The 25495-nt window shown below is 39.7% G+C and carries 21 protein-coding genes; 9 read left to right on the top strand and 12 right to left on the bottom strand.

The window, feature by feature from the left end; translation table 11 throughout:
* Position 1 precedes the first annotated feature (1 nt).
* From J2Z32_RS15225 to J2Z32_RS15215, 3 genes are all read right to left on the bottom strand, one after another.
* Complete coding sequence (locus J2Z32_RS15225; protein ID WP_210090042.1) at positions 2-763, bottom strand: ABC transporter ATP-binding protein; 762 nt, start codon at positions 761-763, stop codon at positions 2-4.
* Positions 764-873: 110 nt separating this feature from the next.
* On the bottom strand, positions 874-2151 hold the full coding sequence (locus tag J2Z32_RS15220; protein WP_210090041.1) for a sensor histidine kinase: 1278 nt from the start codon (positions 2149-2151) through the stop codon (positions 874-876).
* Positions 2148-2855 (bottom strand): response regulator transcription factor, encoded by a 708-nt coding sequence (locus tag J2Z32_RS15215; RefSeq protein WP_245251502.1) that lies wholly within the window; start codon positions 2853-2855, stop codon positions 2148-2150. Before J2Z32_RS15215 ends, J2Z32_RS15220 begins: the two co-directional genes overlap by 4 nt.
* Positions 2856-2946: 91 nt before the next feature.
* Between J2Z32_RS15215 and J2Z32_RS15210 the strand changes: the two genes are divergently transcribed.
* The 4 genes from J2Z32_RS15210 to J2Z32_RS15195 all read left to right on the top strand — a co-directional run bounded on the left by J2Z32_RS15210 (position 2947) and on the right by J2Z32_RS15195 (position 7391).
* Positions 2947-3552 (top strand): TVP38/TMEM64 family protein, encoded by a 606-nt coding sequence (locus J2Z32_RS15210; protein WP_210090040.1) that lies wholly within the window; start codon positions 2947-2949, stop codon positions 3550-3552.
* Between the two features lie 27 nt (positions 3553-3579).
* Complete coding sequence (locus tag J2Z32_RS15205) at positions 3580-4560, top strand: ring-cleaving dioxygenase (protein ID WP_210090039.1); 981 nt, start codon at positions 3580-3582, stop codon at positions 4558-4560.
* A 528-nt stretch (positions 4561-5088) separates the two neighbouring features.
* Entirely contained in the window at positions 5089-6360 is a 1272-nt protein-coding gene (hflX, locus tag J2Z32_RS15200) for a GTPase HflX (RefSeq protein ID WP_210090038.1), read from the top strand.
* A 98-nt stretch (positions 6361-6458) separates the two neighbouring features.
* Positions 6459-7391, top strand: coding sequence for a manganese-dependent inorganic pyrophosphatase (locus tag J2Z32_RS15195; protein WP_210090037.1), 933 nt, complete (start codon positions 6459-6461; stop codon positions 7389-7391).
* A 128-nt stretch (positions 7392-7519) separates the two neighbouring features.
* Here J2Z32_RS15195 and J2Z32_RS15190 read toward each other — a convergent pair whose 3' ends face one another.
* The 3 genes from J2Z32_RS15190 to J2Z32_RS15180 all read right to left on the bottom strand — a co-directional run bounded on the left by J2Z32_RS15190 (position 7520) and on the right by J2Z32_RS15180 (position 9810).
* Positions 7520-8785 carry an MFS transporter gene (locus J2Z32_RS15190; protein WP_210090036.1) on the bottom strand — a complete coding sequence of 422 codons (1266 nt, stop codon included), beginning with the start codon at positions 8783-8785 and terminating at the stop codon, positions 7520-7522.
* Between the two features lie 24 nt (positions 8786-8809).
* Positions 8810-9112 carry a hypothetical protein gene (locus J2Z32_RS15185; protein ID WP_210090035.1) on the bottom strand — a complete coding sequence of 101 codons (303 nt, stop codon included), beginning with the start codon at positions 9110-9112 and terminating at the stop codon, positions 8810-8812.
* A 68-nt stretch (positions 9113-9180) separates the two neighbouring features.
* The gene (locus J2Z32_RS15180; protein ID WP_210090034.1) at positions 9181-9810 is read right to left on the bottom strand and encodes a TetR/AcrR family transcriptional regulator; all 630 of its coding nucleotides are present in this window, start codon (positions 9808-9810) and stop codon (positions 9181-9183) included.
* Between the two features lie 207 nt (positions 9811-10017).
* On the opposite strand from J2Z32_RS15180, the gene J2Z32_RS15175 reads away from it, so the two are divergent.
* Entirely contained in the window at positions 10018-12225 is a 2208-nt protein-coding gene (locus J2Z32_RS15175) for an MMPL family transporter (protein WP_210090033.1), read from the top strand.
* 100 nt (positions 12226-12325) lie between these two features.
* Positions 12326-12589: a YqkE family protein gene (locus J2Z32_RS15170; RefSeq protein WP_210090032.1), complete on the top strand. Its 264-nt coding sequence runs from the start codon at positions 12326-12328 to the stop codon at positions 12587-12589.
* Between the two features lie 583 nt (positions 12590-13172).
* On the opposite strand, the gene J2Z32_RS15165 is transcribed toward J2Z32_RS15170, so the two are convergent.
* Entirely contained in the window at positions 13173-14174 is a 1002-nt protein-coding gene (locus tag J2Z32_RS15165; protein WP_210090031.1) for a quinone oxidoreductase family protein, read from the bottom strand.
* A 176-nt stretch (positions 14175-14350) separates the two neighbouring features.
* On the opposite strand from J2Z32_RS15165, the gene J2Z32_RS15160 reads away from it, so the two are divergent.
* On the top strand, positions 14351-15220 hold the full coding sequence (locus tag J2Z32_RS15160) for a LysR family transcriptional regulator (protein ID WP_210090030.1): 870 nt from the start codon (positions 14351-14353) through the stop codon (positions 15218-15220).
* A 32-nt stretch (positions 15221-15252) separates the two neighbouring features.
* Complete coding sequence (gene def, locus J2Z32_RS15155) at positions 15253-15837, top strand: peptide deformylase (protein WP_210090029.1); 585 nt, start codon at positions 15253-15255, stop codon at positions 15835-15837.
* A gap of 169 nt (positions 15838-16006) precedes the next feature.
* Here the strand turns inward: def and J2Z32_RS15150 are convergent, their stop codons facing one another.
* The 5 genes from J2Z32_RS15150 to J2Z32_RS15130 all read right to left on the bottom strand — a co-directional run bounded on the left by J2Z32_RS15150 (position 16007) and on the right by J2Z32_RS15130 (position 22809).
* Positions 16007-17560 (bottom strand): response regulator, encoded by a 1554-nt coding sequence (locus J2Z32_RS15150; protein WP_210090028.1) that lies wholly within the window; start codon positions 17558-17560, stop codon positions 16007-16009.
* An 86-nt stretch (positions 17561-17646) separates the two neighbouring features.
* The gene (locus J2Z32_RS15145; RefSeq protein ID WP_210090027.1) at positions 17647-19608 is read right to left on the bottom strand and encodes a cache domain-containing sensor histidine kinase; all 1962 of its coding nucleotides are present in this window, start codon (positions 19606-19608) and stop codon (positions 17647-17649) included.
* Positions 19609-19705: 97 nt separating this feature from the next.
* Positions 19706-20542 (bottom strand): carbohydrate ABC transporter permease, encoded by an 837-nt coding sequence (locus J2Z32_RS15140; RefSeq protein ID WP_425343009.1) that lies wholly within the window; start codon positions 20540-20542, stop codon positions 19706-19708.
* Between the two features lie 2 nt (positions 20543-20544).
* Entirely contained in the window at positions 20545-21441 is an 897-nt protein-coding gene (locus J2Z32_RS15135) for a carbohydrate ABC transporter permease (protein WP_210090026.1), read from the bottom strand.
* A gap of 60 nt (positions 21442-21501) precedes the next feature.
* Complete coding sequence (locus J2Z32_RS15130) at positions 21502-22809, bottom strand: ABC transporter substrate-binding protein (protein ID WP_210090025.1); 1308 nt, start codon at positions 22807-22809, stop codon at positions 21502-21504.
* 250 nt (positions 22810-23059) lie between these two features.
* Between J2Z32_RS15130 and J2Z32_RS15125 the strand changes: the two genes are divergently transcribed.
* A complete protein-coding gene (locus J2Z32_RS15125; protein ID WP_210090024.1) occupies positions 23060-25243 on the top strand; it encodes an alpha-galactosidase in 2184 nt (727 codons plus the stop codon).
* The last annotated feature ends 252 nt before the right edge of the window (positions 25244-25495 follow it).

Below are 25495 nucleotides of genomic sequence, written 5' to 3'. Positions count from 1 at the left end.
TTTACCACCCCATCTCAGCTAGAAAACTTGTTAATTTGTGATGGCGTTTCTCGTTTTGTTCAGGTTCATAGCTACCAAGGGTTAAATCACCACAGATCACGCCATCATGTAAATATAAAATACGGTCCCCACGTAGTGCAGTCTGGATATCATGTGTTACCATCACAATGCTTTGTCCACCCCGGCATACTTCCGTCAACACATCAAGCACCTGCTTGCTTGAAGCAGAATTAAGTGCACCTGTTGGTTCATCTGCAAATAGGATTGCTGGAGCATTAATTAATGCGCGCACAATACCTACACGTTGAGCCTCACCACCTGACAGTTGGGCAGGGAACTTTCGCCAAAGCGACTCTTCAAGCCCTACTTCTAGCAAAAGCTGCTTAGCAGATGAAACTAGTGCTTGCTTGTTTTTGTTCACTAACATTCCACTTGCTAAAACATTATCCATCACACTCATATGGTCCAGTAAATGAATTTGTTGAAAGACAAACCCACAATGCACTCTACGAAATTTAGCTAATTGATCCTGGTTTAAGGTAGTAATATTATGTCCTTTAAAAATAATCTCACCTAACGAAGGTTGGTCCATACCAGATAAAGCATACAGTAAGGTGGATTTCCCAGATCCAGAGCTCCCCATAATGATGGTAAAATCTCCTTCGTATAAAGTAATATCTAGATTTTTGAGGACATGTTGCTGCAGTCCAGCTGTGGAAAAGCTCTTACATAACTTCACCGTGTTTAACAATAAATTTTGCATGATTTCCATCCTTTTTAAATGATTTGCGACTAATTTGCAGTACCATCATACAAAATCAAAGCTTAGTGAATCTTTGTCTAATTCTTAATGAATCCTTAAATTTATTGCACCTAGATGTGAGTAAGTCGAATTTTTAAACATACTGTAAAGCCATCTTGACGGTTCCAGCATGTAATCTTCCCTTGCATTTGATGCATCAAATATTGAGAAATAAACATACCAAGTCCCGCGCCATGACGTCCTTCAGTATTGCTACCGCGATAAAATTTATTAAACAATAACGGTAGCTCTTCAGGTGGAATCCCCGTCCCATAATCCATGATTTCAATCCTTAAAAATTCTGGCTCTATCGCAAAAGTAATTGTAATTGGTGAACTAGCGTATTTATACGCGTTACTTAACACATTGTCAAAAACCTGCTGCAATCGAACGGAGTCAATGAGTACAATGCAGTCAGGCACAGGCCCATAGGTAAGCTTTTCATCAAAATTCATATTTTCAATCATCGGTATAAGCCTACTACTGTACTCTTCGGTTACTTGTACCTTTAGCTCCTGTAATTCCTCTAAAGTAGCATGGAACATATCGGTGACGAGGATGTTGATTTGCTCTGCTTTGGTATGAATCATAGTTAGCTGTTTTGTTGTCTTCTCATCTTCAGTGCGTAGCAACATCAGCTCACTGATTGCTTTAATAGAGGCGATAGGTGTTTTAATATCATGACTTAAAGTCGCAATGAGTTCTTTTTTGCTACGATTGGCTTCATATTCGCTTTGCTTGGCTTTAGCTAATTCTTCACGCATAATATCAAAGCTTTCCGTAAATGCACCAAATGGATTATGACGAAACATAGGAAGTGGGAGATCTAAATTACCCTTTGCAATCTGCACTGCAAAATGTTGTAACTTGTTAAATGGAGTAATGATGAGCTGTTTTAAAGTCATGGTGTAAATGAAAATAATAATAAATATCAATAAAAAGGTAACTAGAAGGACAATCGCAAGTTTCTGTTGAGTTTGTTGGAATTGGTTTTGAACATTATTTTGAATAATAATTTTGCCTAATGTCTGACCGTTTCTTTCTACATCTAAAATTGTATCCCGATTCTTTAGTGCTTCATGTAAAGTTATGTTTATGGTGGAGGAGGGGGGATGATTGAATTTAAATCTAGGTTGCTCATGTGTATCAATAACAGTAAATACATAGTTAATATCTCTATAATCCCCTTGTGCTGGATGCTCCCAATGCTGCAACACTTCCTGTGAAATGCGATTTGCTGCAACCATATCTAATGTGTGGTCAACCTTAACGTTAATAAATTGAAAGGAAACAAAAATACCAATGATTCCAACGCCACATAAAGTAATTAAAAAGCTTCGGAGCTTCATTTCCTTTTATCCTCCAGGACATACCCTCTTCCCCAAATCGTTTTTATATACTCAGGCTGATTAGGGTCTGTTTCTATTTTTTCACGGATGTGCCGAATATGTACGTTTAATGTACCGTCTCCTGTAAAGCGATCCTCCCATACATTCGTAAATAGCTCTTCCTTCGTAATAATTCGATTTTTGTTAATAATGAAGTAACATAACAATTTATATTCTAAAGCTGTGAACTTTGTTTCTTTGCCAGCAATATAAACACGAGATAGATTTAGGTCAACTTTAATATGATGAAATTGAAGTAAGGATACAGTAGAGGAGGGAATTGTGTTAAGCTCTAACCTTTTAAGTATCACTTTTACTTTTGCTAACAAAATGCTTAGTGTATAGGGCTTATGAATATAGTCGTCACCCCCAATATTTAATGCAATGAGTACATCATCATCACTAGTACGAGCACTTATAAATAAAATAGGAATTTGGGAGGTTTGTCTCAGTTTTTTACACAACTCAAAGCCAGAGGTTTCCCCTAGATTGATATCAAGTAAGATTAAGCTGACCTCATGCTTTTGCAAAAACTGTTCGCAGTCCTCTGCGTTTGTAACATATGCAGTGGTAACATTAAACATATTAAAATACTCACTCGTTGTTTCGGCGAGTGCAACTTCATCATCAACAATTAAGCAATCATAGTTCATAGCTGGCTCCATTTCATATGTATTTTCTTTTTACGATACCATGAAATAATAAAAGGAAACAGGTATAATGAACAGGAATTGATTAAAATAGGCAGGTGGACAAATGTCCGGTACATTAAGCATTATCGATTTATTTACAGAACAAAATTTGGCATTATGGTTAGAAAAATATCGCTCCTTAGGGCCACTTCCGGGCATTTTACTTACTTTTATGAAATCGTTTGTGCCCCCGTTACCTACGATTGTTATCGTGGGCTTGAATGCAGCGTTGTATGGGTTATGGTGGGGATTTTTATATTCATGGATTGGATTGGTTTCTGGAAGCTTACTGACTTTTCTACTTGTTCGCAAAGGGTCACAGCTAAAGTGGATACGACGTTGGTCAGCCAAGCCAAAGGTAGAGCAAACTCTGGTGTGGGCAAGACGTAATGGCTTTAATTATGTCTTTTTATTAGGAATGTTACCTGTAGGGCCTTTTGTCATCGTTAATATCGTAGCAGGACTAACACGAATGTCTGTACTCTCCTTTTTTGTTGCCGTGGCGTTAGGTAAAGGAGTCATGGTGTTTTGCGTCTCATACATCGGCACACACTTCTCTGATTTTATGGCAGAGCCACTTAAGCTGACAGGTGTTGTTGCGTTTATCGTTTTCTCATTATGGATGAACAAGGCGTTACAGCGTTATTTTGCAAAGGAAGCGTTAAGTTAACAAATGAAAAGAAGGGACTGAAGATACATGCAAATTAAAGGGATTCACCACACTTCTGCTTTTACAGCATCGGCGGCAAAAAATTTTCATTTTTATACAGAAATATTAGGACTAAGATTAGTTAAGAAGACGGTCAATCAAGATAATGACAGCATGTATCATTTATTTTATGGGGATGAAGCTGGCAGTGCTGGGACAGAGGTTACATTTTTTGAAATTGATCATGCAGGTGCAAATCGGGATGGCAATAACAGTATTTCGGCGGTTAGTTTACGTGTTCCTAGTGATGATGCATTAACCTACTGGCGAGATCGGTTTGAGCAGTTGGATGTACCCCATGAAGACATTGTCCAGCGTGGAGGAAGATTGACGTTAGCCTTTAAGGATTTTGAAGGAAGCCGGTATATTCTTGTATCACAGCAAAATGATAAAGCTATACAAGCTGTTCATGGTGCAACTACAGGTAAACCTTGGACAGCGGTTGTCCCGGAAAAGTATGCCATCAGAGGTCTAGGTCCTGTTTACTTGACGGTAGATAATGCAAGTGCTACGTTGTCCTTAATGACGGAAATTATGGGGTTTCGCCAAGCTGGAAGTTATGCGTCTTTTGTTCCTAATCAACCTGATATTATCGTTTTGGAGTCTGGAGAAGGTGGAGCAGGGACGGAGATTCATATTGAAGAGCGGCATGATCTTCCTAAGGAGCGATTAGGTCGTGGGGGTGTGCATCACGTAGCCTTTCGTGTAGAAGATGGAGATGAGATTACAGCTTGGGCGAATAAGCTAAATGAGGCTGGGTTCAGTAATACAGGACTCGTGGATCGCTATTATTTCCAATCGCTGTATTTCCGTGAGCCTAATCGAATTTTATTTGAGATTGCTACAGATGGCCCAGGGTTTACTACTGACGAATCGTTAGAGCAGCTAGGGCACACGCTTGCGCTTCCGCCATTTTTAGAGCCAAGAAGATCTCAAATTGAAGCTACGTTAAAACCACTATTAACTTAATCAGTGTGGGAGCTGAGAAACTGAGCAATACTAAGCATTATGCTTAAAAGCTTGTTGGATTAGGTATACTATGTTAAAATGACCTTATTTCTAGCGAATGGAGGGCTGTACTCTTATGTGGATTACTAAATTTCGTTTTTACTCTTTGCGCGGCTAATTAAATAGTGCTTAGGAGACTCTGCACCTGTGCAGGGGGAACGGGATTGGTCTGCATTTTAGGGACAGTACCTTTAATATAATTCATAGGATTGCATTTCATTATATCTGTTTTGTAATGTGTTCTCAGTATGCAATTATATATTGCTATTGCTCACTCTAGCTTGATTTTCGGAAGGTTACAAGTGAACTTGGGTTTTATTACAAGATAGCTGGCAGGATATCCTTTAGGATGTCTGGCTAGATGTGCATATGCAAACTATTGTTGATGCAGCTAGTATAGTTAGATGTGTATTTTTCGTTCACCCTCTACACAGGTCGCGCTACCTGTGTTTTTTTATGCCATATTAGAAGTTGAAAGGGATGAATCATATGAAAGAATTAGAAACTTTAGTGCAAAAGGCAGTATTAGTTGGCGTTAATGTTAAGTCTCAGGAAGACTTTGAATATTCGATGGAGGAATTAGCGAATTTAACGGAAGCATGTGGGATAGAGGTGGTTGCCACTTTAACTCAAAATTTGCCAAAGGTAAATAACTCCCATTATATTGGGACAGGGAAGATCACAGAGGTCAGCTCGCTCCTTGAAGCGATGGAAGGGAATCTTGTCATATTTAATGATGAGTTATCCCCTTCGCAAATACGTAATTTAGAAAAGGATTTACAGTGTAAAGTTATCGATCGTACCATTCTAATCTTAGATATTTTTGCGCAACGTGCTAAAACAAGAGAAGCACAGCTTCAAGTTGAAGTTGCACAACTAAAATATATGTTACCTCGTCTTGTAGGCTTACGTGAATCGTTAGGAAGACAAAGCGGTGGGGTTGGCACACATAACCGTGGTGCGGGTGAAACAAAGCTAGAGCTCGATCGCAGACGGATTGAAGAAAAAATTACTGCATTAAGCAAGGAGTTAGAAGAGGTCGTCGCACATCGTCAGACTCAACGCAAGCAACGTAAAAAGCAAGGAATGCCTGTTGTGTCGCTCGTAGGTTATACGAATGCTGGCAAATCTACAATTATGAATGCGCTCATGGAGCAATATAGTCAGTCCCAAGATAAGCAAGTGTTTGAAAAGGATATGTTGTTTGCCACACTAGAGACGTCAGTTAGACATGTCCCACTTCCTAACAATAAGTCCTTTTTGCTTACTGATACTGTAGGGTTTGTAAGTAAATTGCCTCATCATTTGATTAAAGCCTTTCGTTCGACGTTAGAAGAGGTGGCAGAAGCGGATTTACTGATTCATGTGGTAGATTACCATAATCCTGAATATGAGCGACTAATTGAGATTACGAATGCAACATTAAAGGACATCGGTATTGAAAATATTCCAACCTTATATGCTTACAATAAAGCAGATTTAACGGATAAGGTGATCCCAGAGGTACAGAAGGATATTGTATATTTAGCGGCAAAACCTCGGATTGGCATGCAGGAGCTAACAGATGAAATAGCTAAACGTATTTTTACAGACTATGTGCAATGTGAAATGTTAATTCCGTATGATCAAGGGAATATCGTTTCTTATTTAAATGAGCATGCAAACATTACGGAAACAGCATATGAAGAAGAGGGCACAAAGTTAGTGCTAGAACTCAAAGCGAGTGACTATGCAAAATACGAACAATTTGTTGTGAAATAACGGGTTGCTTGTCCCTCTAAATGTGGGATATACTTTTGTAAGTTGGAATGTGTAGATTCACATCGCTTTACAATGTATAGCTAAAAGGAGAGTTCACGATGGGAAACGTATTAATTTTTGGTCATAAAAACCCAGACACGGATACAATCTGTTCAGCAATCGCTTATGCTGATTTGAAGAGCAAGCTTGGATTAAAGGTAGAGGCTGTTGCATTAGGAGAAGCAAACAATGAAACGAAATTTGCATTAGAACGCTTTGGCGTGGCTGCACCACGTATTGTTACAACCGTAGCTTCTGAAACAAACGAGGTTATTCTTGTAGATCATAATGAGCGTCAGCAAAGTGCTGAAGATATTGATCAAGTGACAGTGCTAGAAGTCATCGACCATCATCGAATTGCAAACTTTGAGACGAAAGGTCCATTATATTTCCGCGCGGAGCCAGTAGGTTGTACTGCAACGATTTTACTCAAATTGTATAAGGAAAATAACGTAGAAGTTCCGGCTAACATTGCTGGATTAATGTTGTCTGCGATCATTTCAGATTCCTTATTGTTTAAATCACCAACCTGTACCGCACAGGACGTAGCTGCGGCGAAGGAATTGGCTGTTATTGCTGGCGTTGATGCAGAGGAATACGGCTTAGATATGTTAAAAGCAGGTGCGAATTTAAGTGATAAGACGATCGAGCAGCTTGTTAACCTTGATAGCAAGGAATTTGAAATGAATGGTGCGAAGGTCGAAATTGCCCAAGTGAATGCAGTGGATGTGAATGATGTATTGGCACGCCGCATTGAGATCGAAAATGCAATCAACATCATTATCGAGAAAAAAGGTCTTGACCTATTTTTATTCGTAGTTACCGATATTTTAAATAATGATTCTGTTGGTTTGGCATTTGGTAAAGACGCATCATTAGTAGAAAAAGCATACAATGTGAAGTTAGAAGATAGTAAAGCTGTATTAAAAGGGGTCGTTTCCCGTAAAGCGCAAATCGTACCTGTATTAACAGATACGTTTAATCAACGTTAAGTTTAAACGTTAAGAATAAACAACAATGTTTGAAACTTAAAAGCGTCGCTTGGAGCATTTTAGCTGCTTCAAGACGACGCTTTTTATTTGCATACCTATTATGCTTTGAAAGTACTTCATCTAATCTACTAAGACGGTTCTGGTGCTTGCCCCATCGCGGGGGAAGAGGGTAAGTTAGGCTTAATTCTAAAAATAGGGATCAATATTAATCCACCGATAAGCATAACAATCCCTGATGCAATATAAATGTCCATAAGTGGTACATATTTTTTAATAATACCAGCGATCGACATCATAATGACCATCATGCCTGTAAACATTGGACTAAGTACACCGTTCACCCGACCAACGTACGATTGCTCTGTAAATTGTAGAATCATTGTATTAATACCAATTTGAATACAAGGCATTGTAAGACCATTTAGAAATTGCAATGCAAATGTTAAAGGTATACTTTTAGAAATCCCCATTCCTGTAATACAAGCGGCACTGATGACCGTACCAACTGCTAATAGCACCTGTGGTGGAATTTTTTTAGCAAAGCTCATTAACACAGCTCCACCAATCAACATTGCGCCTCCATTGACCATGAGTAAATATTGCAGAAATTCCTTTGTTTGTCCTAAGTTTTCAAAGACGATAAACAAACCTAACGTCTGAATGATCCCAACAGCAAAGCCAGCAATGGCAAAGGTACCACCTAATGTTTTTAGCACTTTGCTTTTCCACACATAGTTAAATCCATCTATTAATTCTTGTTTAATATTAGTACGCTCTACCTGCTCCGTTTTTTCTTCCTCAATATCAGGAGGTAATCTGAACAAAATGCAAGCAGAGATTAGAAAAGCGATCCCCATTACTGAGATTGACCAGTAAATTCCAATTTGCTGATAAGCAAGAATACCAAGTGACGGCCCTAACACCATGAAAATTGCCATTAACGATTGGAATAATGCCATTCCTTGTTGGACCTTATCTGGATGAATGTGCTGTTTAAATAGCTTCATGACAGAGGGTTGAGAAAATTGCGATAAAATAGCAGATACAAAGGTTGCAAAATAAACAGCTTGCCATGATTCAAAAATCAAGGTGAGCAGAACGACAAAAACGGAGATTGCAGACAAAAAGTCACACCATATCATCGTTTTTTTAGGCTTCCATCGATCCGCAAATGCACCGCCAATAAAAGAGAACACAAAAATCGGTGCAAACTCTGCAACAGAAATTAAAGAGATGGAAAAGGAGTCGTTATTCGTCATATCTGTAACGAACATGAGGATGGCGAAGTTTCTAACCCAGATCCCAATTTGTAAAAAGATGTTGGAGATGAGGACCGTTTGATAGAAACGGTTACGCAATATACTTTCTGATGAAGCTTGTGGTGATGTTGACATGATGTCCACCTTTCATATTAAGTTTTAAATAAGCTTAAAGCGTTCCAATTGTTCTCTGTACCCTTCTTCTAACAAAATATCAATTTGCTTAGGGCCAATTAGATCAAAATGAGGAAATAAAAAACGCTTATGTATATGCTGGGGCGGGAGCTCATACTGGATACACCATGCGGTTAAGCGTTCGAGGTCTGAGCATCCAACCTTTGTTACTGTTTTAATATTTGGAAAACGTGGATCAAGCCAATAGTGGGTTAAAAAAGCAATATTGCCCTCAAGCACCTCTTGCTTCCAAGCCTCTAATTCCTTGCGTTTAATACCAAATGCCATGATCATCATCGCTTTCTTATGTTTTATAAGCTTCCGTTTACAAGCTTCTGTATACAGGCTTATATAATTTATTCCTCGCTATTTTGTGGCTGTATCCCTCGCCAGAGCAAAGCTACAATACGTTTTGCGGCGTCTTCCGTACGCCCAACGTTTCGTTCACTCCAGTATTTGCTCTCCGTCACTCTGAGCATTGAAACATATAAATGAGCCGCAAGAATAGGGTCCTCACAATCTATTTCGTGCTTTTCATTTGCCTCAATAAACCAATTTTGTAAATGCTCATAGAGCTGGTGCTCATAGTTATTTAGAGTAGCGGCTTGCTCCTCTGAGAGGTATTGTTGGGCTTTTTCTAGCATTGTATGCATATGCATTTTTGGAACCTTTAAATACTGCTCTGCCACTTGCGTAAGTCGATAATAAAAGCTACCTTCTTGACATAAGATGTTTTCTATCAGTATCGTAACGCGTCCAAGCACGTCGCCAATTGCAGCTAAAAACAAATCGTTTTTAGTTGGGAAATAATAATAAACTGTCGCTTTTGTAACACCACTTTGCTTGGCTACCTCATTCATCGATACAGACTCAAAACCTTTCTCCATAAAAAGCTTTGAAGAAATATTTTTAATCAATTGTGGGGTAGGAATTCCTTCCTCCTGTACTGGTGGTCTGCCTAGTGGCCGCTTGCCTTTGGATCTCATTCTAGTTCACCTCAACGATCAGATGATCCAATATTTCTTTATTGAGCCATCATTATACCATAGCATGATTTATTCAACAAAAGGACGAGAACAATTAAATTTTTCTAAATTTGATTGATAATTAACCTTCCGGTATATATAATTATAAATGCCTAATATAATAAATGACAATGGGTTGTAATATTTAAAGAAGGAGAGGAACAAACGATGGGAATTTTGTTAGAAAAAATGGGACGTTATGTTGCTGGCAAAAGATCCAAGTGGATTACGCTAGCAGTCTGGATTTTGATTGCAGTGATTTTAAGCTCTGTGTGGCCCGCGGTGAACAAGGTGACGCAAAATAATGCACCAAATTTAGGTGACGAGATGCCATCTGTTATAGCGGCACAGCTTGCAGAGGAGCAGTTTCCAAGTGATGCTGGAATTCCTGCGTTATTTGTATTTAAGCGGGATGGAGGGCTAACTGATGCGGATTATGGTCATCTTACCTCGCTAACCTCACACTTTACAGCAAATCCTGCTCTAGGCCAGCAGCTTGTTGTTCCTTTTGATAAAATCCCTTTACCTGTACTTAAAGGGCAAGCTTCAAAAGATGGAAGTACAATTGTATTGCCATTTTTCTTTGAAAAAGGACTAGATTCAGCGGACATTACTAAGGCGATTGATGCCATTGAAGCCCAAATGGAAAAGGAATTTAAGGAAAATCCATTTAAACAAGATTTAGACAAACAAGGTGAGCTAAGTGTAAGAGTAACGGGACCAGCAGGGATTTCTAAGGATGCTTCAGGCTTGTTTGCCGATGCAGATGTGTCTTTATTAATTTCAACCGTGCTACTTGTTCTAGTTTTGCTATTACTTATATATAGATCGCCGATCCTTGCAATTATTCCTCTGATTGCCGTTGGTTTTGCTTATATCGTGACAAGTCCAATTTTGGGCAAGCTGGCAGAGATGGGTGTCATTACAGTAGATTCACAAGGCATTTCGATTATGACGGTTTTGCTGTTTGGCGCAGGAACTGATTATTGCTTGTTTTTAATCTCACATTTTAGACAGACATTATTAGAAGAAAAAAGTAAGGCAAAAGCGCTCGTTATTGCATTCCGTGATTCTGCAGGGGCGATCGCCATGAGTGGCTTTACCGTTGTGTTATCCTTGCTAGTCTTGTTATTTGCTAAATATGGTGCTGTTCACCGTTTTGCTGTGCCATTTAGCTTGTCGATTTTAATAATGGCGGCGGCTAGCTTAACGTTAGTTCCAGCCCTGTTAGCGATTTTGGGGAGAGCTTCATTTTTTCCATTTATTCCACGTACCCCAGAAATGCTTGCAGCTAAAAATAAAACACCTAAACAACCTCGTAAGTCTGCAGGCTGGATTGGGCGCATTGTAACCAACCGTCCTTGGACAGTGGTCTTAGTTACGATGGTCATTTTAGTGGGGCTTGCAGTTAATGCTTTACGTGTTGAGTATACCGTTGATTTATTGTCTTCATTCCCAGAAAGTAGTCAATCTAGACAAGGTTTTAATGTTATTGGGGAGAAATTTACACCTGGTGAGCTTGCACCTGCTAAGGTCATGATTGATACCGAAGGTAAAGAAGTAGATTTAAAGTCATGGTTAGTGGATCAACCTTATATTTCTAATGTATCTGAACAAGCAAAAGGAGCCACTAACGAAGCGATTCAAGCAGTCGATATTGAATTTAATATTAATCCATACTCTAATGAAGCGATGTCACATATCCCTGAAATTCAAAGCCTAGTTGCTGATAAGCTGAAGGAGCAAGGGATTAACGATGCCGATAATAAAGTATGGGTAAGTGGATTAACCGCTACACAATACGATACAGAGCATACGAATTTACGCGATACTGAGGTCATTATTCCAATTGTGATTGGCTTAATCGCCTTGTTATTGTTAGTTTATCTTCGTTCGATTACAGCGATGATCTATTTGATTTTAACGGTCGTGTTATCTTATTTCTCAGCTTTAGGGCTAGGCTGGATTATTATTCATGATTTCATGGGTGTGAGTGCGATTCAAGGACTCATTCCGTTATATGCGTTCGTATTCCTTGTCGCCTTAGGTGAGGATTATAACATTTTCCTCGTCTCAAGCATTTGGAGAAAAAGCAAGGAGATGCCACTTAAAGAAGCGATTTCGCAAGGGGTTAATGAAACAGGAAGTGTAATTACATCTGCTGGACTTATCCTTGCAGGTACATTTGCAGTATTAACGACGTTACCAATCCAAGTCTTAGTCCAATTTGGACTGATTGCTGCAATTGGTGTATTGCTTGATACGTTTGTTGTCCGTCCATTCCTCGTGCCTTCCATTACGATGTTGTTAGGACGTGTAGCATTTTGGCCAGCTAAATTTGAGGAAAAGCAAGGCATTAAAATAGAAGGGAAATAATAGATGCATTGCTATGATTGTGAAAAGTATTTAAGTAGTAAGTTGACAATAATTTTGCCATTATGGTAGCTTAGGGGTAACATAATCCGAGGTGATTGAAATGGCTAAGAAAAAGAACCGTAGTGTGCCTACTCCTGCCGCTAAGGAGCAACCTGCAACACTTAAAGATTTGCTTGGTGCCGATGTCATTGGCAAGTTAAAGGAGCAAGCGGCAAGCCTACAGCAGGAAGAGGATCAACGTAAGGAAGCTGCACGTTTGCAAAAGGAGCAGGAGCGTAAGCAAAAGCAAAAGCAAAAAGAACTAGATAACAATTTTGAGCATTTGCTGAACTCATCTAATATGGATTGGCATAAATTCAAATAAAATATTTAAGGCTTAATATAGGATCAGTACTTTAACACTGGAGGTTAGGCGCTACGATCCAGGTAGTTCTTACAATCGTTGTTAAATCTAGATTACTTGAATGGGATTTTATGGATATAATCTAGATTTAAAGACGATCTTCAGAATCTACCTGTCTCTTCGCTAGTACAAGGGGTGTTAAAGTACTGATGATAATATCAAGCCTTATGTGGGATTGAGCTTGTAGTATAGGAAAGGATGACCTTTGAAATTGTGGAGGTCATCCTTTTTTGATGTGATACTATTTGTATACACATTTAAAAAATTATGCAATTAAACTTATACGGTTTGAAATAATATTTTATTATATGAATTATGGCTCAATCTTGAAATCAGTGCTTGACGCTAACCCAAACTAGCGAAGAGACAGAGCGATTCTGAAGATTGTCTCTTAAAATCAAATTCTATCCATAAATACATTTTAATAAAAAGGAATTTGATTTTAACACAATCGCAAGAACGCTCTGGATCGTAGCTACCAGACTCCTATCGTAGTCAAGTACTAATTTCTAAATAGAGCCTGAATTATACGTATCTAAATGAGTTAGCTAATTTTTAGAACAATATTACCAAGCTGCTCGCTACGCTCCATACGCTGGAAGGCAAGAGTGGTGTCTTCTAAAGAATACACACTGTCCACGATAGGATGAATCTTGTGTTGCTCCATAAACTGTAGCATAGCGACAAATTCCTCATGGCTGCCCATGGAGGTACCCATCAATTGAATTTGCGGGAAAAAGATCGCTCTGGCTGGAATTGTAATGTCATCTCCTGAGCTAGCGCCAAACATGACAATTTTTCCATTTGGCTTGAGTACGTCGAAATATTGATTAAATGTAGCTGGGCCAATGCTATCTAAGATGAGGTCAACAGGTTCATCCTGTAGTTCATCGTGCCAGTGGCTATTGCTATCTATAACCTTTGTAATCGGAAGTTCAAGAGCTTGTTTACGTTTCGCCTCGCTTCTTGACGTCACCGTGACCTTTGCTCCTATCGCAGATGCCATTAAAGCTGCAAAGGTGGCAACTCCCCCTCCAATGCCTGGGATCAACACATGTTGCCCTGCTTGAAGGGTCCCTCTCGTAAATAATGCACGATAGGCGGTAAGTGCCGATAAGGATAAAGCACCCGCTTCTTCCCATGATAAGTAACCTGGCTTAGCTACTGCATTTTGCTCTGGTATAATGACATACTCCGCAAAGGTTCCATCTGTAGGCCCGCCTAATATTTCAGGTACAACAGGCACTTCATCTGTTTTGTCCCAACCAAGAGTAGGGTTAATGATAACTTCTGTTCCTTTGGATAGACCCGTTACACCTTCACCAATCTCTTCAATGATGCCTGCGCCATCTGAACCAAGTATAAAGGGGGCATCTTGTTTTGAACGTGCCGCCATTAAAAATAAGTCTCGATGATTAAGACCTGCTGTTTTTAGCTTAATTTTAACCTGTCCTTTTTTTGGAGGCTTGTCTTGCTGTCCTATATAATGGTGTTTATATTGCAAACCGTTTACTCCTTGTTCACCCTCATGTATAATCGCCTTCATGAATGATCCTCCTAAATGTTGAAGTATATGAACCCCATTGTATACATCTCTAACAGCTTGGTAAAATGAATAAATGAGAAGGTCAGTATCATAAAAAACGATAGTAGAAAAGTCAGTAAGTCGAGTAAGTTGAGTAAGTCCATTAAATGGAGTATTGAGCATAGGAGGCGGAAGCATTGGAAAGCAGTGATCTAAAAATTTTTCAGGCTGTGGCAAAAGCGGGCAGCATTACAAAAGCGGCACAGATGCTAAATTATGTCCAGTCTAATGTGACCACTCGTATTCAAGCGTTAGAGACAGAGTTAGGTATTCCGCTTTTTTATAGAAGTAACCGAGGAATGAGCTTAACCCCTGCTGGTGAAGACTTACTTACCTATGCTGATCAGATCATCATGTTACTTGAGGAAGCCTATAACAAAATAAAGTATTCTGATTCTGCCGCGGGTTCCTTAAAGCTAGGAAGTATTGAAACGGCGGTTTCTCCATATCTACTCCCTATACTTAAAACATATCAAGCTGATTTTCCAAATGTGCAGGTGATACTCACTACAGGAAGTACACATGAGCTTTTACAAAAAGTAAGGTTAGGGGAACTACAGGGTGCTTTTATATATGGTGAGGTGCAGGAACAACAACTAAATTATCATCCTTTATTTGAAGATGAGCTTGTATTAATATCGGAGTTAGATAGATCAGACAGCTTGGATAGCTTGCTTTCATTGCCGATGTTGTTTTTTGAAGTGGGCTGTACACATCAGGAGAGAGTGGAACAGCTTTTGCGTGATTTTCATATCCATCATTTTGAAATGAAGCCCTTTGGTACGATGGAGGTCATTGTTAATAGTGTGTCCGCAGGCTTAGGGATATCTTTGTTGCCCTATTCAGCAGTAAAGGCTGCCGAGCAAGCAAAAAGAATTTCCTGTCACTCCTTACCTGAAGCTTACCGAAAATTAGAAATTGGATTTGTATATCGATCAGAATCAAACTATTTTACTTCATTAACTAAGTTAATTGAACTATTGTTGTGTGGTAAGATGTCAGTATAAATATTGTGATAAAGGTGGATGGCAACAAGGTTATGAGTAAATTTGTTAAAAATTATATGATAAAGATGGATGATATTATTAGAGAGGGCGATCCGATTCTCCGTACTGTAACCGAACCTGTGAACATCCCGCCTTCAAAAGAAGACCGTGAAGAGATGGGCTGTATGATGCAATTTCTTAAAAATAGTCAAGATCCAGTCATCGGTAAAAAATATAAGCTACGTGCAGGTGTTGGGCTTTCAGCGAATCAAATTGGACTCAATAAAAGAATGTTTGCGGCACTTCTTACAGATAAGCATGGTAATGATGTTGAATATGCCTTGTACAATCCCAAAATTGTTAGTCATTCCACTGCGATGATTTATATGCCTGAAAGTGAAGGCTGCTTGTCCGTTGATCGAGCCATCCAAGGTTATGTTCCTCGTTACGAACGTGTTCAGCTTAAAGCTTATAATCATCAAGGGACAGAGTTAACTTTGAAATTTAAAGGATTTGATGCAATCGTGATGCAGCATGAGCTAGATCATCTTAACGGGATTATGTTTTACGATCATATTAATAAAGATAATCCATTTAAGCTGCCGGAAAATGTGGATATCTCTAGCCTGTATGAATAAAACGTAGTAGTGATGCTTTTTGTATTAAATATGTATTGCTAGCCAATAATTGGTATGCTGATATGAATAAAGGAGGGAGGGCATTTTCCCTCCTTTTAAATTTCCTAACTAACTTAGGTATATCTCACTCCTTTTGCCTTCCACGATAATCTACTCCCCAAGGGTGAAGTCAAGCTTGTATAGTGCTATGTGTAATTTTTTTGAATTGAGACGGTGTAATCCCGATTGTCCGCTTAAACAGCTTATGGAAATAAGCTACATCTGCATAACCAACTTGTTCGCTAATTTCCTGTACTTTTAAATGTGGTTGTTGAGTGAGTAGTCGCTTGGCATGTTGTAGGCGTACATCTGTCAAATAATCTGTAATCGTATGCCCTGTTTCCTGCTTAAAGAGCTTGCTTACATAGGTAGGTGTTAAATAAACGATGGCGGCTAAAGCGTTTAAATCAATCTGCTCAGCATAATGCTCATGGATATATTGTTTAATTGTAAGCGTAGCCGAAGCTAAGCTTGCTAACCGATCTGCACGAATGAGCTCCAGCTTGGACAGAAAGATATCCACAACATAACTCACAAGCTCATCATAGCGAAAAAATAGATACAAATCGCTTTGTAATTGTTGCAATATTTGGTCATGGAAGAAAGTTGTCCATTCGTCTACTTCATGCTCGATTTTGCTTGAGATAAGGCAGCATAAATCATAAATATGTGATAGTCCCCCTTGTTGCTCCTTAATATTGGTGAAGTTTTGTATAAGCCAATGTTGGAGTGACGTTGTATTTAAAATTTTTAAATCATTTATAAGCTGAGGATAGGCTTCTGGTTGCCTTTTCTTTATTTTTGTCAAGCAAGGGGGAGAGAGGGAATGGCTGAAATAATGAATACGATTGCTGTATAAACCTTGATCACAGGTGTAACGGGCAATATTAAAGGCTGATTGTAGTTGAGTCAGATTTACGCACAGTCCACCACTTCCAATATGTAACGGAAAGCTTTCTTGCTCCGCATAAGCTAACAGTTGTCTCCCGATTCCATCTAGCTGCTCAGGTGAAGGTGGTTGAGTGAAATAGATTATCCAACCTTGATAAGCCTGATCACGCCATAATAGGTCCAGTTCGATCCCCATAACTAACTCAGATTGAGACGTACAATTGGTTAGCTGTACTTGAAGTTGTTGAAGCCGACTTGCACAATACTGTAAATGACGTGCTTCATTACTTTTTAATATAAAGGGAACAAAAAATGAATGTGGAAAGGGAACCCCCACTATTTGCTTATCCTTATTCTCTTCTTGCGACAACAGCGCACTTAGCAATAAAATACGTTGTTCCTTTACTTGGTTAAGCTTAGTTTGTTGCTCTTGCTGGAGACGATATAACAATTCAAATAACTGCTCTTTATTTATAGGTTTTAGTAAATAGTCTACAGCACTACAGCGGATTGCCTCTTGGGCATAACCAAAGTCAACATAACCACTCATCAGGATCGAGCGAATATGTGGGTAATGATTTTGAAGCTCTTTGATTAAAGGCAATCCACCTAGCATGGGCATTCGAATATCTGTAATAACGACATCTACGCCGAGGTTAGGAAGTGCTTCTAGCACATCTTGACCGTCCGCAAATAGTCCAACAATGTGAAACGTGGGATTTTCTTTTTGAATCATTTTTGCTAATCCTTCTCTAATCAGCACCTCATCATCCACAATAACTATGCGTAGCAAGTTAGAGCACCTCCTTTAAAATTAAACTAAGCTATGACAGGCATGGCTAAGCTCGGGTTACGATATTTAACTTTTGCTAAGCATGCTTAGCTTTGAATGGTGATCGTTACGGTAGTACCATGGTTAAGCTCGCTGTCTATTTGGAGCGTAGAAGTATGTCCATAATGTAGTGTAAGCCTCTCACTGACGTTACGTAGACCCATACTGAAATGAGAAGAAGAGGGCAATGGCTGTGACTGTAAGAGATGATCAACTGTGTGATGAACTCCGTGAGAAGTGTGATGAAATGAGTGATCATGTGAATGAAGTGAGTGACGAAATGTTTGATCAAGTGAATGACGCAGAGTGTTTAACGTATCTGGATTCATGCCACAGCCATTATCGGTAATTTTAAATTGTACGGTATTTTCCTCCTTATAACCTGAGATCGTTATTAAACCACCGTGTGCCTTGTCGTTAAAACCATGAAATATGGCATTTTCAACAATAGGCTGAAACACAAGCTTAATCATAGGCATCTGTAACAATTCATCTGGAATATGAAGCTTAAGTGAAAATTTGTGCGGAAAACGGATCGTTAACAGGTCAACGTAATTTTGAATATGCTCAAGCTCTTGTTGAATGGTCACTAATTCATCGCTATGGACAATACCATAACGCATTTGTGATCCAAGTAAGTAAGTTATTTTGGCAATTCGAGGTTCATCACTGCCTTCAGCGAGCATTCGAATAGATTCTAAGGTGTTGTAAATAAAATGGGGATTAATTTGATTTTGAAGTGCGTGTAAATCCGCTCGCCGCTTGCGTTCCTCTGTCTGGGAAACTTCTTGAATTAGCTCTTTAATCCGTATAAGCATAATATTGAAGTGACTGGCGATGATTCCAATCTCATCATTGTATTTAGGGGTTAGGGATACATTTAAATTTCCATGTTGAACTTGGCGCATGAGCCTCACTAAAGCTTTAAGTGGTGAAGTAAGTGCAAACGAGAGTAGAGTTGCTACACCAAGCGCAAAAGAAATAATAATTAATGTAGTTAACATTAATGTGTTGCGGTTACTTTTCATTGGTGCCATCAGTTGGCTTAAAGGAATCGTAACGATGCTGGTCCAGCCCGTTTGTACAGAGGTATCGTAGACTGCCAGCTGCTCGACCCCTTGGGTATCAACAAATTCAAAATGCCCAGAGGCATGATCCTCCACATTTCCTACATTCCCGACATTCTCTAGATTCTCTAGGTTCCCAAGAACCCCAAGCTGCCCAGAAAGGGGAGAGGGGGATGTGGTAATGATTGATCGTTTATATTGATAAGCTTCATAGCTAGCAAGCTTGTCTCCATAAATCGGTTGCCCGTTTTGATCTACAATTAATGCATGGCCTTGGGTCGTCCCTTCCAGTGCAGTGACAACATGCTCTAGCAAGGATAGATTAACGTCGATCACGATGATGCCTATGTTTTGTAAGGCGCTGGCGGATTGGATCGTTCGGAGTACACTAAATACTTGTCTATGTTTTGGATCGGAGCCATCCATCACAATCTCACTTTTACCTGTGACAACAGAATTAACACCATTCTGCTGACTTAATTCCCGCCAAGACCCGAGCCTTTTTTCTGGATACAACGTATGAATTCCCGGCTTGTTATCATAAAAAATAGCCCCTGCTTGGTCTACTAAATAAACCGCAGAGATTTCCTCCTTACTATGGTTTAAAAAGCTCAGAAACATATGTAAATCATTGCTTTTGTCCCAACTTGCTTCGGGATTTGCTAGGTGTTGCTGCACATTTGCATGGTATAGAGGTAACGTTGAATATCGTTTTAAATCTGCAATGTAGTTATCAAGCACAGCGGTTTGATCTTTGTTTACTTGAAACGCACTGTTGACCGCATTTTGCCGAATTACCTCCATGGTAGACCGGGAGGACAAGTAGCTGACATAAGTAATAGGTACTGAAATAAGAAACACAAATAGCAAAATTAACTTTTGCTGCATGGACAAATTCGCTAGCTTTAGCCAACCGCCACGCAGCAAGTCGATAAACTTCATTGTATTATCCTTTCGTGTTCATTTATCTATCCATCCACCTAACGATCTCTACCCTCACGTTCTACACAACTTAGATAGGGTATGGTAACAAGAGATCTTACTTCACCGCACCACTGGTCACACCCTCAAAAATATAGCGTTGGAGGAATAAATACAAAATAACAGTAGGCAATAAAATCAATAAAATGGCAGCACATATCAAGTTCCAATCCGCAGTGTTTACCCCTTGGAAGCGCATCAGTACCGTTGTCACTACACCTAAGCTTTGCTTGGGCATATACAGATATGGAATGTACATGTCATTGTAAATGCTGATCGTTTTTAAAATGACGAGTGTGGCTGTAGCTGGAGTTAGAAGTGGGAAGATGACTGAGCGATAAATTTTGAATAATGAAGCCCCTTCGACCATAGCACATTCATCTAAATCGATAGGGATGTTGCGAATAAACTGAAGGTACAAAATAATCTGAATTACATCTGCTCCCACATACAAAATAATTGGTGCTCCTAATGTATTATATAAGCCCAAGCCTTTAATAATGCCAAAGGTTGCAACCTGAGTCGTAATGCTTGGAATGACAGTGGCTACAATGTAGGCGCCAAACACAAGCTTTTTGCCTCGAAATTTAAACCTGCCTAGCACATAAGCGACCATGGTCCCAAACAAAATATTTAAGCATAACACCACGATGATAATGAGGAGGATGTTGGCAAATCCACTAAGTAAACGACCACGCTCAAATACAACCTGGAAATTTTCCATATTAAAAAAACTTTGAGGTAATGCCATCGTGCTTGACGTGTTGAACTCCGTTGTTGATTTAAAAGCATTCATGATGACGACATAAGGAGGGAAGAGGACAACAAACACGCCAAAAAATAAAGAAATATATTTTACGCTCGTCTTTAAGTAGCTCTTCATAACGCTGTTCATGCTCATGCCTCCTTCCCCCCTCGACTAAGCACCCATTGCTGGATTAAAAGAATGGCGATCACAAATATGAGCAAAATAATACTCATTGCGGAGGCTAACCCATAGTTGTTATAGGCAAATGCAGTATCGATGACACGCTGTACATACGTTTGTGACGCACCCGCAGGACCGCCCTTGGTAAGTACAAAAGGCAAATCAAATACTTCTAATGCACCAGTAATGGTTAAAAATAAATTCAGCTGAATTACTGGTTTAATATTAGGTAACGTAATTCGTCCTAACGTCTGGAAAGCACCTGCACCATCAATTTTTGCCGCTTCATATATATCACGCGGAATCGCCTGTAGAGACGCTAAATATATAACCATGTTGTACCCCATAAACCGCCAAAATCCAGTGGAAGCAAGAGCATAGTTGACGAGTCCTTCTGTCCCTAACCAACTTGTCTGAGAAAGCTGTGTTAACCCCAAGCTGTTTAAAAATAAATTTAGTGAGCCATTTGTCGTATCAAATACATAACCAAACATAAAGGCGACCGCTACGCCGTTCATAATATAGGGAAGAAATAACATCGTACGGAAAAAGTTACGTCCTCGTAGCTTGCTGTTCAGCACAATTGCAAAGTAAATGGCAACGATATTTTGAATGATACCCATTACAAAATACGCAAAATTATGGCGGAACACCCGAAATATATCGGGGTTTTCAAACACCTCTCTGTAATTGGCTAAGCCCACCCAAGGCTTATCAGGACTATAGCCATCCCAATTCGTGAAGCTATAGTAAATTAGCTTTGTGGCAGGGTAATAGGTGAGCAGAAGGAGTAGTGACAATGGGATAATTAAAAAGGAAACGATAATGAGTAGCTTTTGTTTATTGTAAGAAAGATGTCCAAACATGAAGCCCCTCCTTTCTAAGTAGCTAGTTGACAGTGATATAGCTGTCCTCCTCTACTTAGATTAGTAGCCTAAATCCTTTTTCGCCTTCGCCCAAGCTGCATTCCACTTATCAAGTACTGCTTGAGGATCCTTAGCAAGCACAAACTCCTGAATAATGGCAGGTAAGTCGATTTGTGCTTTGTTTGAGATTTCAGTTACCGCCGCATCATCCGTAAGTCCCTCCTGGAGCTTTACTCCTGTAGACTGAAACTCTACAAGCTGAGGTAGTTTGGATTGACGATCCTTAAGCGGGGGAATAAAACCTGCAAAGTCCTCATACCCAGAATCCTCTAACATCCATTTTACAAACGCCTTTGCCGCTTCTACATTTTTACCATCCTTAGCAACGGCATAAAAAAAGTCAGGACTTAATCCAGCATGAAGCTCACCCGAATTGTCATACGGTAATGGGAAAAATCCAACATTGTCAGAGGTTGTACCTGCACCGATGATCTGATTAATAACCCAGTTGCCTAAATAGTACATCCCCATTTTTCCTTGCGCGATATCCTTTTTCGATTGCTCCCAATTCGTAGAGTTAATATCTGGCTCCAAATATCCCTTTTCATTCAGCTCCTTTAATAGTGAAAAGGATTTGCCATACCCGTTATCTAACGTGAAGGGCGTATCTGTTTTAAGCTTTGTATTTGGAAAATCTGCATTATTTTCAATGAGACGTGGCGTGTCATAAGCCCATGTATTTAGCGGCCATTTATCCTTAAAGTTGGAGGCAAGGGGGATGACATTGTTTTGCTTCAGCTTCTCACACGCGGCAAGAAACTCATCCCATGTTTTCGGAATAGCAGTGATCCCTGCATCAGCAAACGCCTTTTTGTTGTATACAATGCCTGCGGTCGCACTCCCTGTAGCAATGCCATACACTTTATTGTCAAAGGAGCGGAAGTCTTTAAACGTGATCTGATCATTTAAACCTAGGTCATCTAGTGGGGCAAAGTATTTAGGAAGATCAGAGTTCGGAATATTGGGGATGAACAACACATCAGGTAATTCTCCACTGGCCATACGAACCTTTACCTGCTGGTTATAGTCCGTCTGGGATGCCTCAAATTCAATTTGCACATTAGGGTATTTCTCGTTAAAGCGTTTTAAATAGTCGTCATATTCTTTTCCAATCATATCTGTACGGTTCGTAAGGAAGGTGATGGAACCACTTAGCTCACTAGTGGCATTGGACTTATTAGCTGGATTGGAGTTGGAGTTAGCAGGAGAGGTTGTTGACGAAGTATCACACGCAGTTAGCAAGAGCGAACAAATGAAAATTAACACAAATGCTAGTAACCCATATTTTTTAAATTGCCTTTTATTCATTTTATCTGTCCCCTTTGTTAGTTTGTTATTTTGTTAGCGTTTACAGAGAGTATATGCAGAAACCTAACATCAAGAAATGGAGTCAATTATGATTAATTGTATTCTTTTATGCTTTTGCCATTACTCCCTTGTCTCTCTCTATAAATGAAGTTAGATTAATAATTATGTTAATTGGTTAATAAAGATGTTGATAAGTGTGGGTAAAGCAAATAAAATGAAGGAAGAGATATAACGAGAGGAGATTTAAAAGATGGCGATTATTGTACAACCAACTGAAGGTTTATTTCATTTGCAAGGCGAAAGCATGAGCTATGTGATTCAAATTTTGAACGATACTCCTGTTCACGCATATTGGGGTAAGCGCTTACGTAATGATGCCGATCTAAGCCAGCTTGCGGATTGTGATAAGCACACAGGGCTGGATCGTTTACCACAGGAATATCCTCAATATGGAACTGGTGATTTCCGTTATCCGGCTTACCAAGTGAAGCTTGAAGACGGTACAAGAATTACGGAGCTAAAATATAAGTCGTACACCCTCTCAGCAGGGAAGCAAAAATCAGGTGTTTTACCAGGAGTGTATGTAGAAAAAGAGAATGAGGCGGATACGTTAGAGCTTCACTTAGAGGATGCTTATTCAGGGTTACAGGTTACCCTCGTTTATACGTTATTTAAGCAAGGTGATGCCATTACACGTTATACCCGTATCGTGAATAATGGCAAAGCAAGCTTAGTGCTACAGCAGGCGTTAAGCATGTCCGTTGATTTCCCAGCAGGGGATATGGATATGGTCTATCTCTCAGGGGCATGGGGAAGAGAAGCACAATTAACTCGCAATGCGGTTAAAGAGGGAGCAAATGTCATTGAGAGTCGCAGAGGGGTAAGTAGTCATCAGTTAAATCCATTTGCAGCATTAGTGAGTCCAGATGCGGATGAGCGCCGAGGAGAAGTATATGGCTTTAGTTTTGTGTATAGTGGTAATTTTGAAGCAAGAGCGGAAAAAGACTCGTTCCAATCCATTCGCTTTGCTATGGGGATCAATTCCTTTGATTTTGGATACGTATTAGAGGAAGGTGCTGAGTTTGAAACGCCTGAGGTTGTCATGGTTTATTCCAGTCAAGGCTTAGGTGAAATGTCTAGAATCTATCACCGGTTATATCGTACTAGATTATGCCGGGGACAATACCGAGACACTACGAGACCTATTCTCGTAAACAATTGGGAAGCCACTTATTTTGACTTTACCGAAGAAAAGCTAGTGGATATTGCCACAGAGGCATCCAAGCTAGGGATAGAGTTGTTTGTGCTTGATGATGGCTGGTTTGGTTCGCGTAACTCGGATAACAGCTCTTTAGGAGATTGGACAGTCAATCCAAGTAAGTTGCCCAATGGTCTAAATAAATTAGCAGAAAGAATTAACGACGTAAATATGAAGTTTGGGTTATGGGTAGAGCCAGAAATGATTTCACCAGATAGTGATTTGTATCGTGCACATCCAGATTGGTGTCTGCATGTCCCAGATCGTCGCCGGACAGAATTCAGATGGCAGCTTGTGCTAGATTACAGTCGTAAGGAAGTCAGAGACTATATTTATCAATCCTTGCATCAAATTTTCTCAACTGTACCGATCTCTTATGTGAAGTGGGACATGAACCGTAATTTAACTGAAATTGGTTCAGCTGATTGCCCACCTCATAAACAAACGGAAATTGCGCATCGCTATGTACTTGGTTTATATGAGTTGCTAGAACAAATTACGTCTGAATTCCCGCACATCTTGTTTGAGTGCTGCTCTAGTGGTGGCGGTCGTTTTGACCCTGGTATGCTGTATTACATGCCACAGACTTGGACAAGTGATGATTCAGATGGGGTTGAACGTCTAAAAATTCAATATGGCACAAGCCTTGTCTACCCTGCGAGTTCGATCGGCGCGCATGTGTCGGCATCCCCAAATCATCAGGTAGGGCGTGTTAGTCCAATAACATTCCGTGGTGACGTTGCGATGTCTGGCAACTTTGGTTATGAGCTAGATTTGACGGCGTTGTCTGAGGAAGAGAAGGAAGCGATCAAGCTACAGGTTGCACAATACAAGGAAATCAATAGCCTTGTTCAACAAGGAGATTTATATCGTCTAAAAAGTCCGTTTGAAGGTAATGAAACTGCATGGATGTTTGTCTCGGAGGATAAACAGGAAGCAATCGTGTTTTATTTCCGCGTGTTGGCACAGCCAAACTCCATTCGTCGCAGAGTGCATTTAGAAGGACTTGATCCTAGTCTTAACTACAAGCTTGTAGCTGTAGAGGGCCTAGAAAATCGGGTTAAACGTTATGATGGACAGTTGCTTGGTGGGGATCGCCTCATGCAGGCTGGACTTATTATTGATGAGGTGCAAAGAGATTTCTATAGCACATGGTTTAGATTAAAGGCGGAATAATAGCATATGTAACCTAAAGATACTTTATAGTAGGTTGCGTAATAAAAAAAAACCCGAACTACCCACGAAAATTTTTAAAACTTTCGTTGGAGAGTTCGGGTTTTTTGTGTTTATATCAATTCATGTTTAAATGGGATAAATAATTTTAGGCTCAATTTTGAAATCAGAGCTTGACCGCTAACCCAAACTAAAATATCTAATTCAAGAAAATCAGGACGTAAGAGGGGTCGAAGCCACCCTCTGCACCGTTGC

It is taken from the genome of Paenibacillus turicensis (assembly GCF_017873435.1).
Classification (GTDB): Bacteria; Bacillota; Bacilli; order Paenibacillales; family Paenibacillaceae; genus Fontibacillus; species Fontibacillus turicensis.
The sequence above is the reverse complement of the archived record's forward strand: the minus strand, read 5'-3'. Positions and strand labels throughout refer to the sequence as shown.

What these genes read in the sequence shown, in the direction of transcription:
- J2Z32_RS15185 (WP_210090035.1), bottom strand. Translation starts at nt 9,112, where the DNA reads ATGGCATTTGGTATTAAACGCAAGGAATTAGAGGCTTGGAAGCAAGAG.
- J2Z32_RS15180 (WP_210090034.1), bottom strand. Translation starts at nt 9,810, where the DNA reads ATGAGATCCAAAGGCAAGCGGCCACTAGGCAGACCACCAGTACAGGAG.
- J2Z32_RS15190 (WP_210090036.1), bottom strand. Translation starts at nt 8,785, where the DNA reads ATGTCAACATCACCACAAGCTTCATCAGAAAGTATATTGCGTAACCGT.
- J2Z32_RS15145 (WP_210090027.1), bottom strand. Translation starts at nt 19,608, where the DNA reads ATGAAGTTTATCGACTTGCTGCGTGGCGGTTGGCTAAAGCTAGCGAAT.
- J2Z32_RS15130 (WP_210090025.1), bottom strand. Translation starts at nt 22,809, where the DNA reads ATGAATAAAAGGCAATTTAAAAAATATGGGTTACTAGCATTTGTGTTA.
- J2Z32_RS15170 (WP_210090032.1), top strand. Translation starts at nt 12,326, where the DNA reads ATGGCTAAGAAAAAGAACCGTAGTGTGCCTACTCCTGCCGCTAAGGAG.
- J2Z32_RS15195 (WP_210090037.1), top strand. Translation starts at nt 6,459, where the DNA reads ATGGGAAACGTATTAATTTTTGGTCATAAAAACCCAGACACGGATACA.
- J2Z32_RS15210 (WP_210090040.1), top strand. Translation starts at nt 2,947, where the DNA reads ATGTCCGGTACATTAAGCATTATCGATTTATTTACAGAACAAAATTTG.
- def (WP_210090029.1), top strand. Translation starts at nt 15,253, where the DNA reads ATGAGTAAATTTGTTAAAAATTATATGATAAAGATGGATGATATTATT.
- J2Z32_RS15140 (WP_425343009.1), bottom strand. Translation starts at nt 20,542, where the DNA reads ATGAACAGCGTTATGAAGAGCTACTTAAAGACGAGCGTAAAATATATT.
- J2Z32_RS15220 (WP_210090041.1), bottom strand. Translation starts at nt 2,151, where the DNA reads ATGAAGCTCCGAAGCTTTTTAATTACTTTATGTGGCGTTGGAATCATT.
- J2Z32_RS15225 (WP_210090042.1), bottom strand. Translation starts at nt 763, where the DNA reads ATGCAAAATTTATTGTTAAACACGGTGAAGTTATGTAAGAGCTTTTCC.
- J2Z32_RS15175 (WP_210090033.1), top strand. Translation starts at nt 10,018, where the DNA reads ATGGGAATTTTGTTAGAAAAAATGGGACGTTATGTTGCTGGCAAAAGA.
- J2Z32_RS15125 (WP_210090024.1), top strand. Translation starts at nt 23,060, where the DNA reads ATGGCGATTATTGTACAACCAACTGAAGGTTTATTTCATTTGCAAGGC.
- J2Z32_RS15205 (WP_210090039.1), top strand. Translation starts at nt 3,580, where the DNA reads ATGCAAATTAAAGGGATTCACCACACTTCTGCTTTTACAGCATCGGCG.
- J2Z32_RS15165 (WP_210090031.1), bottom strand. Translation starts at nt 14,174, where the DNA reads ATGAAGGCGATTATACATGAGGGTGAACAAGGAGTAAACGGTTTGCAA.
- J2Z32_RS15215 (WP_245251502.1), bottom strand. Translation starts at nt 2,855, where the DNA reads ATGGAGCCAGCTATGAACTATGATTGCTTAATTGTTGATGATGAAGTT.
- hflX (WP_210090038.1), top strand. Translation starts at nt 5,089, where the DNA reads ATGAAAGAATTAGAAACTTTAGTGCAAAAGGCAGTATTAGTTGGCGTT.
- J2Z32_RS15135 (WP_210090026.1), bottom strand. Translation starts at nt 21,441, where the DNA reads ATGTTTGGACATCTTTCTTACAATAAACAAAAGCTACTCATTATCGTT.